The organism is Methylobacterium sp. ME121 (assembly GCF_000974725.1).
Taxonomy (GTDB): Bacteria; Pseudomonadota; Alphaproteobacteria; order Rhizobiales; family Beijerinckiaceae; genus Methylobacterium; species Methylobacterium radiotolerans.
This window is the reverse complement of record NZ_BBUX01000008.1, coordinates 15357-32068: the sequence shown is the minus strand read 5'-3', so window position 1 is coordinate 32068 and position 16712 is coordinate 15357. Positions and strand designations below refer to the sequence as shown.

16 protein-coding genes and 1 tRNA gene are annotated in these 16712 nt (G+C 72.4%); 9 read left to right on the top strand and 8 right to left on the bottom strand.

What is annotated here, in order from left to right:
• Positions 1–10: 10 nt before the first annotated feature.
• The 5 genes from ME121_RS08180 to aroQ all read right to left on the bottom strand — a co-directional run bounded on the left by ME121_RS08180 (position 11) and on the right by aroQ (position 6251).
• Positions 11–1786, bottom strand: coding sequence for an acetolactate synthase 3 large subunit (locus tag ME121_RS08180; protein WP_012322214.1), 1776 nt, complete (start codon positions 1784–1786; stop codon positions 11–13).
• A 424-nt stretch (positions 1787–2210) separates the two neighbouring features.
• A complete protein-coding gene (locus ME121_RS08175; protein WP_012322213.1) occupies positions 2211–3656 on the bottom strand; it encodes an amidase in 1446 nt (481 codons plus the stop codon).
• Positions 3657–3862: 206 nt separating this feature from the next.
• Positions 3863–4942 (bottom strand): dihydroorotase, encoded by a 1080-nt coding sequence (pyrC, locus tag ME121_RS08170; protein WP_029361017.1) that lies wholly within the window; start codon positions 4940–4942, stop codon positions 3863–3865.
• Positions 4943–4955: 13 nt separating this feature from the next.
• Positions 4956–5657 (bottom strand): orotate phosphoribosyltransferase, encoded by a 702-nt coding sequence (locus ME121_RS08165; protein WP_012322211.1) that lies wholly within the window; start codon positions 5655–5657, stop codon positions 4956–4958.
• A 144-nt stretch (positions 5658–5801) separates the two neighbouring features.
• A complete protein-coding gene (aroQ, locus tag ME121_RS08160) occupies positions 5802–6251 on the bottom strand; it encodes a type II 3-dehydroquinate dehydratase (RefSeq protein WP_012322210.1) in 450 nt (149 codons plus the stop codon).
• 207 nt (positions 6252–6458) lie between these two features.
• Between aroQ and ME121_RS08155 the strand changes: the two genes are divergently transcribed.
• The 3 genes from ME121_RS08155 (at position 6459) to ME121_RS08145 (ending at position 8044) form a co-directional block, all read left to right on the top strand.
• Positions 6459–7301 (top strand): 3-oxoadipate:acetyl-CoA acetyltransferase, encoded by an 843-nt coding sequence (locus ME121_RS08155; RefSeq protein ID WP_058608045.1) that lies wholly within the window; start codon positions 6459–6461, stop codon positions 7299–7301.
• A gap of 181 nt (positions 7302–7482) precedes the next feature.
• On the top strand, positions 7483–7872 hold the full coding sequence (locus ME121_RS08150) for a hypothetical protein (protein ID WP_234741090.1): 390 nt from the start codon (positions 7483–7485) through the stop codon (positions 7870–7872).
• A gap of 98 nt (positions 7873–7970) precedes the next feature.
• Positions 7971–8044 (top strand) — tRNA-Gly (locus ME121_RS08145).
• A 44-nt stretch (positions 8045–8088) separates the two neighbouring features.
• On the opposite strand, the gene ME121_RS08140 is transcribed toward ME121_RS08145, so the two are convergent.
• From ME121_RS08140 to ME121_RS08130, 3 genes are all read right to left on the bottom strand, one after another.
• Complete coding sequence (locus tag ME121_RS08140; RefSeq protein WP_043075014.1) at positions 8089–8841, bottom strand: helix-turn-helix domain-containing protein; 753 nt, start codon at positions 8839–8841, stop codon at positions 8089–8091.
• A gap of 92 nt (positions 8842–8933) precedes the next feature.
• Complete coding sequence (locus ME121_RS08135) at positions 8934–9524, bottom strand: class GN sortase (protein ID WP_059408647.1); 591 nt, start codon at positions 9522–9524, stop codon at positions 8934–8936.
• On the bottom strand, positions 9521–11710 hold the full coding sequence (locus ME121_RS08130; RefSeq protein WP_059408646.1) for a marine proteobacterial sortase target protein: 2190 nt from the start codon (positions 11708–11710) through the stop codon (positions 9521–9523). Before ME121_RS08130 ends, ME121_RS08135 begins: the two co-directional genes overlap by 4 nt.
• A gap of 251 nt (positions 11711–11961) precedes the next feature.
• Between ME121_RS08130 and ME121_RS08125 the strand changes: the two genes are divergently transcribed.
• The 6 genes from ME121_RS08125 (at position 11962) to ME121_RS08100 (ending at position 16711) form a co-directional block, all read left to right on the top strand.
• Entirely contained in the window at positions 11962–12693 is a 732-nt protein-coding gene (locus ME121_RS08125; RefSeq protein ID WP_059408645.1) for an NUDIX hydrolase, read from the top strand.
• A gap of 73 nt (positions 12694–12766) precedes the next feature.
• Positions 12767–13753, top strand: coding sequence for an SPFH domain-containing protein (locus ME121_RS08120; protein ID WP_012322060.1), 987 nt, complete (start codon positions 12767–12769; stop codon positions 13751–13753).
• An 11-nt stretch (positions 13754–13764) separates the two neighbouring features.
• Positions 13765–14658: an NAD(+)/NADH kinase gene (locus ME121_RS08115; RefSeq protein ID WP_012322059.1), complete on the top strand. Its 894-nt coding sequence runs from the start codon at positions 13765–13767 to the stop codon at positions 14656–14658.
• Between the two features lie 22 nt (positions 14659–14680).
• On the top strand, positions 14681–15226 hold the full coding sequence (locus tag ME121_RS08110; protein WP_059408644.1) for a GNAT family N-acetyltransferase: 546 nt from the start codon (positions 14681–14683) through the stop codon (positions 15224–15226).
• 124 nt (positions 15227–15350) lie between these two features.
• The gene (locus ME121_RS08105; protein WP_024828159.1) at positions 15351–15536 is read left to right on the top strand and encodes a hypothetical protein; all 186 of its coding nucleotides are present in this window, start codon (positions 15351–15353) and stop codon (positions 15534–15536) included.
• Positions 15537–15658: 122 nt separating this feature from the next.
• Entirely contained in the window at positions 15659–16711 is a 1053-nt protein-coding gene (locus ME121_RS08100) for an ABC transporter substrate-binding protein (protein WP_012322057.1), read from the top strand.
• Position 16712 lies beyond the last annotated feature (1 nt).

Genomic DNA, 16712 nt, shown 5'->3' with positions numbered 1-16712 from the left:
CCGCCCTCCCTCACACCAGCATCTTGCCTTCCTCGGAGATCACGTCGCCGAGTTCGACGCCGGTCTCGCCGAGGTAATCGGACAGGAGCATCTCGTTGTGCGCCTTGCCCGACGGGATCATCGGGAAGCAGTTCTCGGTCTTGTCGACGATGCAGTCGAAGATGACCGGGCCGTCGTGGGCGAGCATCTCCGCGATGGCGCCGTCGAGGTCGCCCGGCTTCTCGCAGCGCATGCCCTTGGCGCCGTAGGCCTCCGCGAGCTTCACGAAGTCCGGCAGGCTCTCCGAGTAGCTCTGCGAGTAGCGCGAGCCGTGCAGCAGCTCCTGCCACTGGCGGACCATGCCCATGTACTCGTTGTTCAGGATGAACACCTTGATCGGCAGGCGGTACTGCACCGCCGTCGACATCTCCTGCATGTTCATCAGGATCGAGGCCTCGCCGGCGATGTCGATGACGAGCCCGTTCGGGTGCGCGAGCTGCGTGCCGATCGCCGCCGGCAGGCCGTAGCCCATCGTGCCGAGGCCCCCGGAGGTCATCCAGCGGTTCGGCTCGTCGTACTTGAAGTACTGGGCTGCCCACATCTGGTGCTGGCCGACCTCGGTGGTGATGTAGGTCTCGCGGTCCTTGCAGGCCTCGTAGAGGCGCTGCACGGCGTATTGCGGCTTGATGATCGTGCCCGACGGCCAGTAGGCGAGGCAGTCCCGCGCCTTCCAGGCGTTGATCTTCTGGAACCACGGATCGAGGTTCGACGTGTCGGGCCGCGACGGCAGGGCGCGCCACGCCTCCAGCATGTCGGCGAGCACCGACGCGCAGTCGCCGACGATCCCGACATCGACCTTGACGACCTTGTTGATCGAGGAGGCGTCGACGTCGATGTGGATCTTCTTCGAGAACGGCGAGAACGCGTCGAGCCGGCCGGTGATCCGGTCGTCGAAGCGGGCGCCGACGCAGATCATCACGTCGCACTCGTGCATCGCGAGGTTGGCCTCGTAGGTCCCGTGCATGCCGAGCATGCCCAGGAACTTCTCGTCCGTGCCCGGATAGGCGCCGAGCCCCATCAGGGTCGAGGTGATCGGGAAGCCGGTCTCGCGGACGAGCTCGCGCAGCAGGCGCGAGGCCTCAGGACCCGAGTTGATGACGCCGCCGCCGGTGTAGAAGACCGGCCGGCGCGCGGTCGCCATCAGCTCGACGGCCGCGCGGATCCGGTCGGCGTCGCCCTTGACGGCCGGGCGGTAGGTCTTGTGGCTCGCGATCTCGGGGCGCTCGTAGAGGCCGGAGGCGAACTGGATGTCCTTGGGCAGGTCGACCACGACCGGACCGGGACGGCCGTTCGCCGCGACGTAGAACGCCTCGTGCAGGATGCGCGGCAGGTCGTCGATCGATTTGACGAGGTAATTGTGCTTCGTGCAGTGGCGCGTGATGCCGACCGTGTCGCATTCCTGGAACGCGTCGGTGCCGATCAGGTGCGTCGGGACCTGCCCGGTGATGCAGACCAGCGGGATCGAGTCCAGCATCGCGTCGGTGAGTCCGGTGACGATGTTGGTCGCGCCGGGGCCCGACGTCACGAGGACGCAGCCGACCTTGCCGGAGGAGCGGGCATAGCCCTCCGCGGCGTGGACGGCGCCCTGCTCGTGGCGGACGAGGATGTGCTTGACGGCGTTCTGGTGGAAGAGCGCGTCGTAGATCGGAAGTACGGCGCCGCCCGGGTACCCGAACAGCGTGTCGACACCCTGATCCTGGAAGGCCCGGATGACCATCTCGGCCCCGGTCATGACCTCGCCGCCCATGCTCGTCTCCTCGCGCTCTCCGGAGCCACCGCGATCCCGTGATCGCCGCCCTGCCCCGTCCTCTCTCCCGGCACCCCCGTCACGCGGGGCGGTCTCCGCCTCGCCCGAAGGTGCCTCTCGCCTCGGATCTCCGTCCGTCCCAGTCCTGTCCCGCCCGGACGCGGGCAACAAAAAAGGGCCCCGAGGGACCCTGCATGCGCCACCGCCCGGATCGCGGCCCTCTCTCAGGGCCGCCCCGTCGGTGACGCTACCGCTACAATAAGGACCGTGGTCATCGGATATCCGAACCTGCCCCGCGGCGGCCCCATGATCCGGAACTGGCTCATGGTCGGCACGCGAAGTGTCGGGCCTCTTAGCGGAGAGCGCGGGGCGGGTCAACGCGTCCGGCGCTTGTTTGCGCCGGCTTGGTCGACGAGCCGCTCCCTCAGTTCAGCGGCGGCGGGTAGCGGCGGACCCAGTTGCTCGCCGCGTCGTAGGCGGCACCGAGCTGCAGGCAGGCGAGCTCGCCGTGGTTGGGACCGACGATCTGGATGCCCGCGGGCAGCCCGGCCTCCCCGAACCCGGCCGGCACGGCCAGCGCCGGCAGGCCCGACATCGTCGCGGGAATCGTGATCTGCATCCAGCGGTGGTAGGTGTCCATCGCGTGGCCGCCCACGGTCTCGGGCCAGCGCAGGCTCTTGTCGAACGGGAAGACCTGGGCGCTGGGCATGACCACGTAGTCGTAGGCCTCCATGAAGCGGCGCAGGGTCTCGTACCAGCGGGTGCGCCCCTCCAGCGCCGCGATGATCCGGTCGGCGCCGAGCGCCAGTCCCCGCTCGACCTCCCAGACCGCCTCCGGCTTGAGCAGGGCCCGGTGGCGGGGCTCGTCGTAGAGCGGGCGGAGGTTCGCCGCGACGGTGAGGGCCCGCAGCACCAGCCAGTCCTGCCAGAGCCGCTCCATGTCGTAGCGCGGCATCGCCTCCTCGACGGTGCAGCCGATCTCCGCGAAGGTCGCCAGGGCGGCGCGCCCGACGTCGAGCACGCCGGGATCGAACGGGATCTCGCCGCCGCAATCGCCGAGCCACGCGATCCGCGTCCCGCGGAAGTCGCGGGCGAGCGGGCGCGCGAAGGCGGACGGGTCCTGCCGGACGGCGTTCGGGCAGCGCGGATCGTAGCCCGCCAGCACCGAGAGCATCAGGCCGATATCGCCCGGCGTGCGCCCGATCGCCCCGAGCACGCCGAGATTCGGGCTGAACACGTCCTTGGCCTCGGCCGGGATCCGGCCCCAGCTCGGGCGCAGGCCGTAGCAGTTGTTGAAGGCGGGCGGATTCCGCAGGGAGCCGGCATGGTCGCTGCCGTCGGCCACCGGCTGCATCCGCAGCGCCACCGCCACGGCGGCGCCGCCGCTCGACCCGCCCCCGGTCATCGCCGGGTCGTAGGCGTTGCCGGTGGCGCCGTAGACCGGGTTGAAGCTGTGCGAGCCGAGGCCGAACTCGGGGATGTTGGTCTTGCCGATGAAGATCGCCCCGGCGGCGCGCAGGCGGGTGACCATGATCGAGTCCGTCTCGGCGACCCGGTCGGCGAAGATCGGCGAGCCCTGCGTGAACCGCAGGCCGCGGACCGGGTCGAGATCCTTCACCGCCAGCGGGAAGCCGTGCAGCGGGCCGACGGGCTCACCGCGCGCCAGGACGGCGTCGGCGGCCTCGGCCTCCCGCAGGAGCGCGGCGTCGTCGGCCAGGCCCACGAGGGCGTTCACCTGCGGGTTGATCCGATGGATCCGCTCCAGATAGGCGCGCATCACCTCGACGCAGGAGACGACCCGGCCGCGGATGGCGGCGGCGAGGTCCACGGCGCCCATGGCGGTGATGCCGTCCTGTCGCGCGTCCTGCATCTTACCCTCCTCCGGATCGACGGACGATCGGTAACCGGAGGTTGGATCCGGGCAAAGATGGCTTCGGCCGATTAGATGGCTGGCCGGTATCCGTCTGGGTGAGCGCGGCGAAGCAACCCCATGTCGCCCGACGGTCACCGATCTCGCGCTGCCCGGGGTCGCCTCGCCGCGCCCGCGATGACGGTGCGCGGTCCCAGCCTAGGCGGTCACGCCACCGACCAGGGCAGCGTCTCCTCGCCGCGGAACACCACCACCGCCGTGTCGTCGACCGCGACGGCCTCGGCGATGCGGCTCTCCCGGCGCTCCAGGGTGACGGTCCCGGCATTCGGCTCCAGACCGTGGAAGCGGGCGCCGTTGAGCGACGCGAAAGCCTCGAACTTGTCCAGCGCCCCCTCCTCGTCGAAGACCTGCACGTAGGTCTGGAGCGCGCTCGGGCCGCAGAACACGCCGGCACAGCCGCAGGACGCCTCCTTGGCGCCGCGGACATGCGGGGCCGTGTCGGTGCCGAGATAGAAGCAGGCCTCGCCGGAGGTCGCGGCCCGGCGCAGGGCGAGCCGGTGCCGCTCGCGCTTGGCCACCGGCAGGCAGTACAGGTGCGGGCGCAGGCCACCCTGGAAGATGTGCGTCCGGTTGATCACGAGGTGGTGCGGCGTGATCGTCGCCGCGCACCGGCTCCGGTGCTCGCGGACCACGTCGAGGATCTCCGCGGTGGTGGCGTGCTCCACGGTGACCTTCAGCCCCTGATGGCGGCCGAGGAGCGGGATCAGGCTGCCCTCCATGAAGGCGGCCTCGCGGTCGAAGATGTCGATCTCCGGGTCGGTCGCCTCGCCGTGGATCAGGAGCGGCATGCCGATCCGTTCCATCCGCTCCAGCACGGGCGCGATCCCGTTGAGGTCGGTGACGCCCGCGTGCGAGTTCGTGGTCGCGCCCGCCGGGTAGAGCTTGGCGGCGACCCAGACCTTCTCCCTGAAGCCGCGCTCGATCTCGTCCGGGTCGGTGTCGTCCCGCAGGTAGCAGGTCATCAGCGGCGTGAAGTCCTGGCCCTCGGGTAGGGCCGCCAGGATGCGCTCGCGATAGGCCTGCGCGGCCGCGACCGTGGTCACCGGCGGCACGAGGTTCGGCATGATGATGCCCCGGGCGAACTGCGCCGCCGTGTAGGGCAGCACCGCCTTCAGCATGGCGCCGTCGCGCAGGTGGATGTGCCAGTCGTCCGGCCGGCGGATCGTGATCCGGTCGACCGGCTTCGCCTCCTGGCGCTCGGCGGGGAACAGCTCGGCGACGCCCATCGCGATCCTCTCCTCAGGCCTGGCCGAAGGCGGAGATGCCGCCGTGTGCCGCCGACCACTCCGCCGGGGCGTTGAGGAAGCGCTCGACCTCCGCCAGGGTCTTCGGGTCGAAGGTGCCCATCTCCTTGGCCACCGCCAGCACGTCCCACCACGTGGTGAGGTAGTGGAGCTTGATGCCGATCTCCTCCATCAGCGCGGCGCTGTCGGGGAAGATGTCGTAGTAGAACAGCACGAAGCAGTGATCGACCTGGGCGCCGGAATCGCGCAGGGCCTTGCAGAAATTGACCTTGCTGCGCCCGTCGGTGGCGAGGTCCTCGACCAGCAGGGTCCGGGCGCCCTCGACGATCTCGCCCTCGATCTGGGCGTTGCGGCCGAAGCCCTTGGGCTTCTTCCGGATGTACTGCATCGGCAGCATCATCCGGTCGGCGATCCAGGCCGCGAAGGGGATGCCGGCGGTCTCGCCGCCCGCGATGTGGGTCAGCTTCTCGTAGCCGATCTCGCGCACGATCGTGGCGGTGGCGAAATCCATCAGCGTCGAGCGCAGGCGCGGGAACGAGATGATCTTCCGGCTGTCGGTGTAGACCGGGCTCGCCCAGCCGGAGGTGAACTTGAACGGCTCGTCCTTGTAGAAGAGGACGGCCCCGATCTCGAGGAACATCTTGGCCGCCTCGCGGGCGATCACTGTCCGGTCGAGGGGCAGGAAGGGACTGGTCATGCGGCGTGCGCGCTCCGCTCGAGACGTCCTCCGCCGGTCCGGTAGACCGGTCCGGCCGGGGAGAACGCGTTGAATAAGGGCCTGACCGCCCTCCTCCCCCCTGTCTCCGCCAGCGTCAACCCTGATCGCGGCGCTATCCGCGCCTCAAGCAGGTCTGCCGGCCCGCAGATGCGCGAGGTGGCGGATCGCCAGGGCGTAGCCGTGCGTGCCGAACCCCGCCAGCACGGACGTGGCCGCGAGGGAGATGTAGGAGTGGTGGCGGAAGGCCTCGCGCCGGTGGACATTCGAGATGTGGCACTCGATCACCGGCACCTCGCAGGTGTTCAGCGCGTCGAGGAGCGCCACCGAGGTGTGCGTATAGGCGCCCGCGTTGATGACGATACCGGCCGAGCCGACCCGAAATTCGTGGATCGCGTCGATCAGCGCGTGCTCGGCGTTGCTCTGCCGGAAATCGACCGCGAGGCCGAAGCCCGCGGCGGTCTCGCGGCACAGGGCCTCGACGTCGGCCAGGGTCTCGCGGCCGTAGATCTCCGGCTGGCGCTTGCCGAGCAGGTTCAGGTTCGGCCCGTTCAGGACCAGGACGGTGTCGTTCATCGTGTGCCTCGCGGGCCGAGAGGTGCGACAACCGCCGGCAAGACTCAAGTCCGGCGCGGCACGGGTCCGGCACGACACGGGTCGTGGCTGTCATCCGGCCGGAGATGTCCCGCACACGGACCTGCCGCCCGCGCCGGGCGGTTCAGATCCGGGTTCCGCGGCGCTATCCGGGTCGCGGAACCCGGATGAGGCAGGGAGGACAGGCGAATGGCAGGATCCCGGAGCGACGCGCCCGTGGTGATCGCGGTGGCGATCACCGGCTCGGTGCCGCGCAAGAAGGACAACCCGGCCGTTCCGGTCACCGTGGCCGAGCAGATCGAGTCGACCCATCAGGCGTTCGAGGCGGGCGCCACGCTCTGCCACATCCACGTGCGCAACGACGACGAGTCGCCCTCCTCCGACCCGGACAAGTTCGCCGCCGTGCAGGAGGGGCTGCGCCGGCACTGCCCGGGGATGATCGTGCAGTTCTCGACCGGCGGGCGCGGGCGCGACCCGGCCGCCCGCGGCCTCTCGCTCAGGCACCGGCCCGACATGGCCTCCCTGTCCACCGGCTCGGTCAACTTTCCGACGATCGTCTACGAGAATTCGGCGAGTCTTGTGACCGACCTCGCCGGCCAGATGAAGCAGTACGGCGTCCGGCCCGAGATCGAGATCTTCGACCTCTCGCACCTGCACGGGGCCAAGCGCCTCGTGCAGGCGGGCCTGATCGACGCGCGCCCGCACGTGCAGTTCGTGATGGGCGTCCAGAACGCGATGCCGGCCGAGGAGCACCTCCTCGACATCCTGCTCGCCGAGACCCGCCGGATCCTGCCGGAGGCGACCTGGACGGCGGCCGGGATCGGCCGCAACCAGGCGATCGTGATGGACTGGGCGCTCGCCCGCGGGGCGGACGCGGTCCGCACCGGCCTGGAGGACAACATCCGGGTGACGAAGGACCGTCTGGCGGCCGGCAACGCCGAGCTCGTCGGCCTCGCCGCCGAGGCGGTGGCGCGCCACGGTCGCCGCGTCGCCACGCCCGCGGAGGCCCGCGCCGCCCTGGGCCTGGGCTGATCGCGCGCGGGTGTTCCCGCGGCCGCGCGGTGGAGACGGCGCCGGATCCACGCGCCTGACGACACGCACGCCGTCCCGACCGCGATCCCTGATCGTCGGCTGCGCCGCCGCGGCCTGCGCGTTCCTGGCGGTGTCCTCGGAGGCTCCCGGGCAGGCCGGACCGGGACCGGCGGAGGCGCTCGTGAACGGGATCCAGACCATCCGGCGCGGCGACACCGTCACGAAGGTCGACCGGACCGGCAAGGGTGCGGTGCTGTGCATGCGCGGCATCCTGCAGGCGATGCGCGCCGTCGGACAGGCGTGCCACGCCGGCGCCGACCCGGACTTCCAGCAGGAACTGCGCGCCGCGCTCGCGCGCATCGATCGGTTCATCGCCGACAACGCCCCGGACAGGGCCGTCCCGCCGCGCGACGGGACGACGGAACCGGAGCAGCGGCCCGGCGCGGTCTGCGGCCGCGACGCGGAGGCCCTGTTCGAGGCCCTGCGGACCGGCGGCGCCGCGGGCCTGCGCGCCCAGGTCGACGACCTGCTCTCGATCCCGCGCGAGCCTGTCATGAACCCGTGCCTGTGAGCCGGCCGGCGACGCCGCGGATTCGGGACGTCGCACGCGCGGCGGCGATCCCGCCCCACCTTCTCACGGCCGACCCGGCGTGCTAACGATCCGCCCGCGCGGGTGTAGCTCAATGGTAGAGCAGCAGCCTTCCAAGCTGAATACCCGGGTTCGATTCCCGGTACCCGCTCCAAGCCCGCCGCGCTCCGCGCCTTCGGGCTCACCCGTCAGACCCTGTCAGGCGACGCCCGTGAAGAAGGTCGCGTAGCCGTCGTCGCGCACCCGGGCGAGATAGGCCCGGTACGGCGCGTAGCCCGGCTCGTCCGGCCCGATCCGCCCGTACCCGTGCGCGCCAGCCTGCTCGGGCAGCAGCGCCAGGGGTGAAGCGGCCGGGGTCAGCTGCGTGCCGCGCCCCGCGTGGAGGGTGGTCAGGACCCCGTACATCTCGCCCTGGATGTTCGGGCGGCACAGCACCGCGAGGCGGTGCTGCCCGTGCCAGTTGGTCACCAGGTAGATCATGCCCGACTGGCTCGGCACGGCGACGCTGCCGGATTGCGCGAAGGGCGCGTCGAGCCGCTCGGCCTCGCGGAACACGAGGCGGGCGGCGTCCGCGTCCCAGGCGATCTCGGTGCGGTAGGCGAAGATCGCGCCCGCCGTCCCGAACGAGGGCCGCAGGGTGAGGTAGCGCCCCTCGATCCAGGCCACGCTCTCCCGCGAGTAGGAGCCGAGCTCGTCGGGCGCGTGGCGGGCCGCCTCCGGGGTCGGGCGCCCCGTTTCCTGGCGGAGGGACTGGCCCAGGGCCTCCTCCAGCCGGATCGTCGTCGCCAGGGTGAAGGGCCGGCGGCCGGCGAGCGCCTTCTCCAGGGTCGAGATGCTGATCCGGGCCTCCTCGGCCAGCGTCTGCCGGGAGATGCGCCGGCGAGCCAGCGCCTCGCGCACGGTCTGGGCAATGGCGCGGCTCTGCGCCTCGGACAGTTCGATCTCGCTCACAGGCACGGCTCGCACGGGCTTGGCCCGCACAGATCCGCACGAAACCGCACATTTGCGCAAGCGCGGCCGGGCTGGCCGTCCACGCCCACGAGTCAGGAGCGCCCCGCCTCCGAGGCCAGCTCGCTCTCGACGATCAGCCGCAGCGGGCCGGCCCGCAGCGCCTCCAGGGGCCAGCAGGTGACGAGGTCGAGGTGCCGGCCGGGGGCCTGCGGGTCGATGCCCGAGGCGTCCCAGCGCGCCACCCGCGTGCCGGTGACTCGGAAGCGCAGGGTCCGGCCGTCGCGGCCCGTCACCGTGACCGGATCGCCGGGCCTGAGCTGCCCCAGCACCGCGAACTGCGTGTCGCGGTGGGCGGCGATGACCGCGGTGCCGGGCGCGCCGGCCTCCGGGGTACCGTCCAGATGGCCGGGGCCGAAGGCCAGGGCCTGCCCGCTCCCGCCCCTCAGCACCACGAAGCCGCGGCCCGCGACGGTGAGCCGGGCGACCGGCTCGGTGTCCGCCCAGGGCCAGGGCCGGGCGGGCCTACCCTCGGCCAGGGTGCGGGCGAAGGCGCGCTCCAGCAGGACCTGCGCCAGGGCGGCCTTGGCGGGGATCCAGGCGGCCTGTGCCGCCAGCCCGATTCCCGCGAGGGTGAGGAGGGCCGCGAGGGTTCTCCCCGCTCTGGTCCCCGGACGGCGGCTCATCGCGCGTTCCCGGTCCGCCGGCCGCCGATCGTCGGGCCGGTGCGCAGCAGGAGGCCCAACAGAACGAGGAGCAGGCCCAGGCCGAGCTGCGCCACGATCCCGGCCCCGGTCTGCGGCAGGTCGACCGCCCCGCCGTCGGCGCGGATCGGCACGATCCGGGCCGCCCCGTCGTCGGCGGGCGCGGCGCCGGGCCGGTCCGTGCCGAACACCTTGGCGAAGTCCCAGCCCGCCGGCAGGTTCAGCGGCAGGTCGGCGGCGACGAGAGCCGTGCCCGGCGCGCGGCGCGGGGTCGCGTCGATGGCCACGAGGCTGGTCAGCCGCGTCGTCAGGCCGTGCTCCAGGGCCAGCGCCAGGATGGTGGCGTCGGCCGCGTCCGCGCCGAGCCGCCCGGTGATGCGCGCCGTCTCGGTCTCGCCGATCCGGGAGCGCGCCCAGACCTTGGAGATGCCGGCGCCCTCGCCCGCTCCGGAGAGCGGCAGCGTCCGGGTCCAGGTCCGGCCGCCCACCCGGCCCGAAACGGTCACGGTCCCGCGGGCCGCTTCCTCGGCCGATCCCGGCAGCCGCGCGGCGAAGACCAGCGGCTCGCCGCGGTACAGGTCGGGCAGCGCGCCCGGCGTGACCGCGACGCCCGGGACCGAGAAGGTCGCGGTCAGGTCGGTGACGGCGGGGGATTCCAGCTTCTCGTACAGTGCCCGGGTCCGCTCGCCGACCTGCGCGAGGTCGCGGATCTCGGTGAAGCTGCCGCGGCCGATCTCGGCGGCGTGGCGCATCAGGTGGCCGTTCGGCGCCGAGCCGATGCCGACCATGAACAGGCGCGTGCGCCCGAGATCCGCGTGGATCGCCGCGAAGATCCGTTCCTCGTCGCCGACGGCGCCGTCGGTGAGGAACACGACCTGGCGGACGCGCCCGTCCTCCGGGTGCGGGTCGGCGAGCGCCGCCTTGAGCGGCGCCAGCATCTCGGTGCCGCCGCGCGCCTCCAGGGCGGCGACGAAGGCTTCAGCCTCGGCCAGGGCCGCCCGCGTCGCCGGGACCGGCTCGGGATGCAGCGCGTCCCAGGTGTCGTCGAAGCGGATGACGTTGAAGCGGTCCCGCGGGCTCAGGCGGCCGAGGCCGGCCAGCAGCCCGGCCTTGGCCTGCCGCATCGAGGCGCCCGACATCGAGCCGGAATTGTCGATGACGAAGGTGACGTCGCGCGCCGGCCGGGCGGCCGCGTCGGCCTCGATCGCCGGCGGGCTCACGGCGGCCAGCAGATAGGTCCGGCCGGCCACGGTCTCGCGGAACAGGCCGAGGCCGGGCATCCGGCTCGGGACCGGCGCCCAGGTCAGCTCGAGATCGCGGTCGGCCGGCACGACGCCCTCGGCGAGCGTGACGGTCCGCGCCTCCGGGCCGGTCTCGATCACGCGGATCGCGTGGGTCGCGCTCTGAACGGCGCCGACGGCGAAGCCCGCCCGGAGCCGCACGGTGACGGCGACCGGGTTGGTCGGCGGGGACAGGGCCGGGTCGAGCACCGGCGGGCTGATCCGGGCGCGATCCGGAACCGGGTCGCGGGCCGCCGCGGCCGGGCCGTCGAGGGAGACCGCGTCCACCGAGGTGGGGGCGGGATTGTAGCGGGGCGCGACGACCAGGGGCAGGCGCAGCGTCCGCGTCTCGCCGGAGACGGGGATCGTCTGCTGATAGGTGATCTGGACCAGCACCGTCTCGCCGGGGCCGATATTGGCGACCGCGTTGGTGAACACGTTGGGCCGCTCCTGCGCGGTGAGCGCCGCCGCTTGCCCGGCCGCCTTCGCGGCCTCGTAGGCGCGCTTGGCCGCCGCCCGCTCGCGGATGTCGGCGATGATCACGCGGGAGCCGACGACGAGCTTCATCCCGTCGACGGCCGCGTCCTCCGGCAGGGGGTACAGGTAGGTGCCCTCGACCCACTCCGCCGTGACGTTGCGGAAGGCCTGGGTGACGGTGGCCCGGGCGGTCGGGCCGCTGACGTCGACGCTGATGTCGGTCGCGAGCTGGACGGCCTCGACCGGCGCGGTGCCGGACGGCCCGCGCAGCGTGAGGCCGCCCCGTGCCGGCCCCGGCGCCGCGTGGGCCGAGGCGAGCATGACGAGGAGCGCCAGCAGCGCGAGGAAGAGGGGTGACAGCGCGGCGTTGCGGGGGGGCTCGAGCGCGGATCGTGGAGCGAGGAACGGCATCGGGGAAACCTCCTGCGCCGGCGGATCGGGGCCGGCTCGTCGCTGAAGCTCCCGCGCCCGCCGCCCCACCGCCACGAGAAGCTTCGCCCTTTTCCCGGCTCGGGCCGTACCCGCCGGCCGCGCCCGGGCGGATCTGTCCGGCGCCGGTGCGGAGCTGTGCGCCGCGCGACGCGTCCTGACGGATCCGCTCCCGGCTTGACATATGCGCAATCCGCGTCTTAGTTATGCTCAACTTGAGTAGAAATTGGCCGATGACCGAATCCGAGTTCCTGGCAGGCTACGACCCCGAGGCCTACGAGCGGCCCGCCCTGGCGGTCGACCTCGTCCTGCTGGGGATCCGGGCGGGGCGGCTCGCCGCCCTCCTCCTGCGGCGGAGCCGGCAGCCTCAGGCCGGCCTCTGGGCGCTGCCGGGCGGGTTCGTGGACATCGCCGAGACCCTCGACGCCGCCGCGGGGCGCGTCCTGCGCGAGAAGGCCGGGATCAGGCGGGCGCGGCTCGAGCAGCTCTACAGCTTCGGCGCGGTGGACCGGGATCCGCGGATGCGCATCGTCTCGGTCGCCTATTTAGCGCTGCTGCCGGAGGCCGCCTTCACCGAGGCCCTGGCGGGCGGCGCCGCGCTGACGGCGGCGGCACTGGTCGTGCCCTGGGCGGGCGAGGCCGGTGGCCCGGTCTCGGCCGAGTCGGAGACAGGCGGCCCCCTCGCCCTCGCCTTCGACCACGCCGACATCCTGGCGCTCGCCGTGAAGCGGCTGCGCGGCAAGCTCGACTACACGGATGTCGGCTTCGCGCTGCTCCCGGAGCACTTCACCCTCCGCCAGCTCCAGGACGTGCACGCGGCGATCCGCGGCGCGCCCCTCAACAAATCCGCCTTCCGCCGCCGCATGCGCGACCGGGGCTGGATCGCGCCGACGGGCGCCCGCGAGGTCGGGACGGCGTTCCGCCCCGCCGAACTCTTCCGCTTCGACAGCTCGGGTCAGTTCTGAGGCTTTGTTTCAACGCGCTCTCTCGAGCCGAACCGGTACCCACTCCGGCGGAGAGCGCTTCGAGGAGACCATCATGGCCACGGTCCGCAACATCGGTGTGATCGCCCAGCTCCGCAGCGAGGCGAGCAGCCACATCATCCGCTTCCGCAACGGCCGGGTCCGGCAGAGCGGGCGGGGTCTGGTCTTCTGGTTCCGGCCCGAGACCGCCAGCATCAGCGAGGTGCCGGTCGACGATCGCGAGATGACCTTGTTCGTCCGCGGCCGGAGCCGGGACTTCCAGACCGTCGTGGTCCAGGGGACGATCGGCTGGCACGTCGTCGATCCGGAGCTGCTGGCGAGCCGGGTCGACTTCTCGATCGACCTCCGCACCGGGCGCCTGCAGGGCGAGCCGATCGAGCGGATCGAGGCCCGCCTCGGCGGCATCGCCGGCCAGGCGGTGCTGCAGTATCTCGGCGCGAGCCCGATCGGCGCCCTCCTCGACGCCGGGCCGGAGCCGCTGCGCGCCGTGCTGGAGCGGGTGCTGGTCGCCGCCCCGGCGCTGGCCGAGATCGGCGTCGCGGCGGTGTCGGTGCGGCTCACCAACCTCGCGCCGACCAGCGAGCTGGAGCGCGCCCTGCAGACGCCGACCTTCGAGGCCCTGCAGCAGAAGGCCGACGAGGCGACCTTCGCCCGGCGCGCCCTCGCGGTCGAGAAGGAGCGCGCCATCGCGGAGAACGAGCTCGCGACCAAGACCGAGCTGGCCCGGCGCGAGACCGTGCTGATCGCGCAGGAAGCCGAGAACGCCCGCGACCGCGCCGCCGGCGTCGCGGAGGCGCGGGGCCTGGAGGCGGCCGCGGAGGCCGAGCGGATCCGGCTCGTCGAGGGCGCCCGGGCCGAGGCGGAGCAGCGCCGCGCCGCCGTCTACCGCGACATGCCGCCCGCCGTGCTGCTCGGGCTGGCGGCCCGGGAGCTCGCCGGCAAGCTGGAGACCATCGAGCACGTCAACGTCACGCCCGACCTGCTGGCGGCGGTCCTCGGCGAGTTCCGGGGCGCGCTTCCCGCGCGGCTCGCGCCGCGCTGAGGAAGCCCGCCGTGCCGGCCATCACCCCCCGCGCGGTCTTCGTGATCCGCGACACGGATTACGAGCTGCTCATCGCCCGGCACGCGACCCGCGGCCAGGTCCGGTTCTTCCTGGAGAGCCGGGACCAGACGCTCGCCGAGGTCGAGGCGCGCCACGCCCAGTTCCAGGCCGTGCTCGCCGAGGCCCGGGCCTGCGTGCCCCTGGACTGGCGGCAGGCCCTGGTGCGGCGCCCCGACCTCGACCGCTTCCTGTTCGCCCCCGAGGACGTGGTCGTGGCGGTGGGGCAGGACGGGCTCGTGGCCAACGTCGCCAAGTACCTCGACGGGCAGCCGGTGGTCGGCGTCAACCCGGCCCCCGACCTCTACGACGGCGTGCTGGCCCGGGCGCGGGTCGAGGCCCTGCGCGCGCTCCTGCCCGCCAGCGCCGCCGGCGCCGCGCCCCTCCAGCGGCGCACCATGGTGCAGGCGACCTTCGACGGCGGCGAGCGGCTGCTCGCCCTGAACGAGATCTTCGTCGGCCACCGCAGCCACCAATCGGCGCGCTACCGGATCGACGACGGGGCGCGGGCGGAGGACCACTCGTCGAGCGGCCTGATCGTGGCCTCGGGCACCGGCCTGACCGGCTGGGCGCGCTCGATCAGCGAGGCCACGCACCTCACCGTGGAGGTCGGCATCGAGGAGGCGGCGTTCGGCTACTGGGTGCGCGAGCCGTTCCCGAGCGTCGCCACCGGCACCGACCTGCGCGGCGGCAAGTTCGCCGGGTCGCCCCTCACCGTGGTGTCGCGGATGAACGAGGGCGGCGTGGTGTTCTCGGACGGGATCGAGCAGGATTTCGTCGCCTTCGACTGGGGGCGGCGGGTGAGCCTCGCGCCGGCCGACCGCACCTTCAACCTCGTGGCCGCGTAGCGCGGCGCCGACCGGGAGCCCCATGATCGCCATCCGGACCGACCGCCTGATCCTGCGGCGCTTCAGGCCGGACGACGCCGCCGACCTGTTCGCCTACCTGCACCGGCCGCGGGCGCGCTGCTTCCTGAGCGGCCGCCTCGACACGCCGGCGGACGCGCAGGCGGAGGCCGAGCGGCGCGGCCGCGACGACGAGCACGTGGCCGTGTGCCTGGCCGCGTCCGACCGGCTGATCGGCGACCTGTTCTGCCTCCCGGAACCGCCCGACACCTTCTCGGTCGGCTGGAACTTCAACGCCGCGTACGGCGGCGCGGGCTACGCCCGCGAGGCCGCGACCGCCCTGTTCGGACACCTGTTCTCCGAGCGGCGGGCACGGCGGCTCTACGCCTATGTCGAGGAGGACAACGCCGCCTCGCGCCGCCTGTGCGAGGCGCTGGGGATGCGCTCCGAGGGTCTGTTCCGCGAGTTCATCTCCTTCGTGGACGACGACCGGGGCAACCCGATCTTCGAGAACACGATTCAGTACGCCGTCCTGCGCCGGGAATGGGCCGAGCGCTCCGCGCGCGGCTGAGGCCGGTCCGGCACTGTCCGAGGAGCCCGGCTGAATACGCCGGCGGCACTCAGCCGCTTTCGCGGGCGGCGGACCGGTCGAGACCCGGCGCGCCGACGGTGTCCGTCATCACGAGCGCAACGAAGTGAGCCACGGCAGCGCGACGTCCGGAGGCGTGGCGCTGCTGGATCGCTTCGCGCCGCTCGCGAGGACGGCGGTGCGGCTCTTCGACGGCGCCGATCCCCGCATCTGGCACGCTTCTTGGTTCGTATTCACCAGCGCAGCGTCGCCCCGGCGGCGGCTAGAGGTTGGCGTGCCGTCGATGTGGTGAGGTGCCGGGCGACCGGATCTCCGCGACTGCCTTGAGCCTGTCCCGAGCTCCGATCCCTCCGATTCAGCACCGGCACGCGCCGTCCGGCGGATCGCGCGATCCGCCCTCTGAGGAGAGTCGATATGTGCGACCGTCACGGCGATTATCGCGTCCCGGATTTCACGCGGTTCAAGCCCAGCCGCAGGCGCTTCCTCGGCGGGACCGCCGCCGCGCTGACCCTGGCGGTGGGCCCGGGACTGACGAGCCCGGCCGCGGCGGCCACCGGCATCCGGGCGACCCACGGCACAGGCTTCTGCAACCTGAACTTCTTCCTGGCCGAGGCGATGCAGCTCGCCAAGGATGACGGGCTCACCATCGACTTCGTCAACACGCCGACCTTCTCGGATCAGGTCACCTTCCTCGGGATGGGCCAGGTCGATGCCGGCGTGATGCCCTACACGAGCTTCATGGCGCTCTACGACGCCGGCGCCCCGGTGAAGATCGTGGCGGGCGGCGGCATCGAGGGCTGCGTGCTCGTGGCCCAGCCGGGCCTCGACAGCCCCGAGAAGCTCAAGGGCAAGACGCTCGGCACCTTCCAGCTCGATACGCTGGAGGTCCTGCCCTACGACTGGCTGAAGAAGAACGGCGTCGCCTTCAAGGACATCACGGTCCGCTACATGGGCTCGACCCCGGAGGCCGTGGAGGCGTTCCGCGCCGGGGCGCTGGACATCATCTCGACGATCGAGCCCTACGGCACCGCGCTGCTCACCGACGTGAAGGGCGCGGTGAAGCTCTCCGACGGCACCGACATCTACGGCAAGGGCTACACCGACTGCGTGCTGGCCGTGCGCAACGAGCTGATCGCCAAGAACCCGGCCGCCGTGAAGGCCCTGATCAAGGGCATGATGAAGGCCCAGGCCATGGCCGAGGGCGACCCCCAGGCCGCCCTGAACAAGCTCGTCGGCTCCTACTACAAGACCTCGATGAGCAACGCCCAGCTCGCCATGGGCCGGCAGCCCTCGGTGGTGGACGCCCGCAACCAGACGCAGTTCATCCTCGACCGGACCGATTCCGTGGCCGAGATGGGCTACATCAAGAAGAAGCCCGGCCGCGACGCGATCGACTGGACCCTGCTGGAGCAGGTCATCGCCGAGAACCCGGACCTCTACGGCAAGCTCAAGCTGAAGTCGGCCTGAG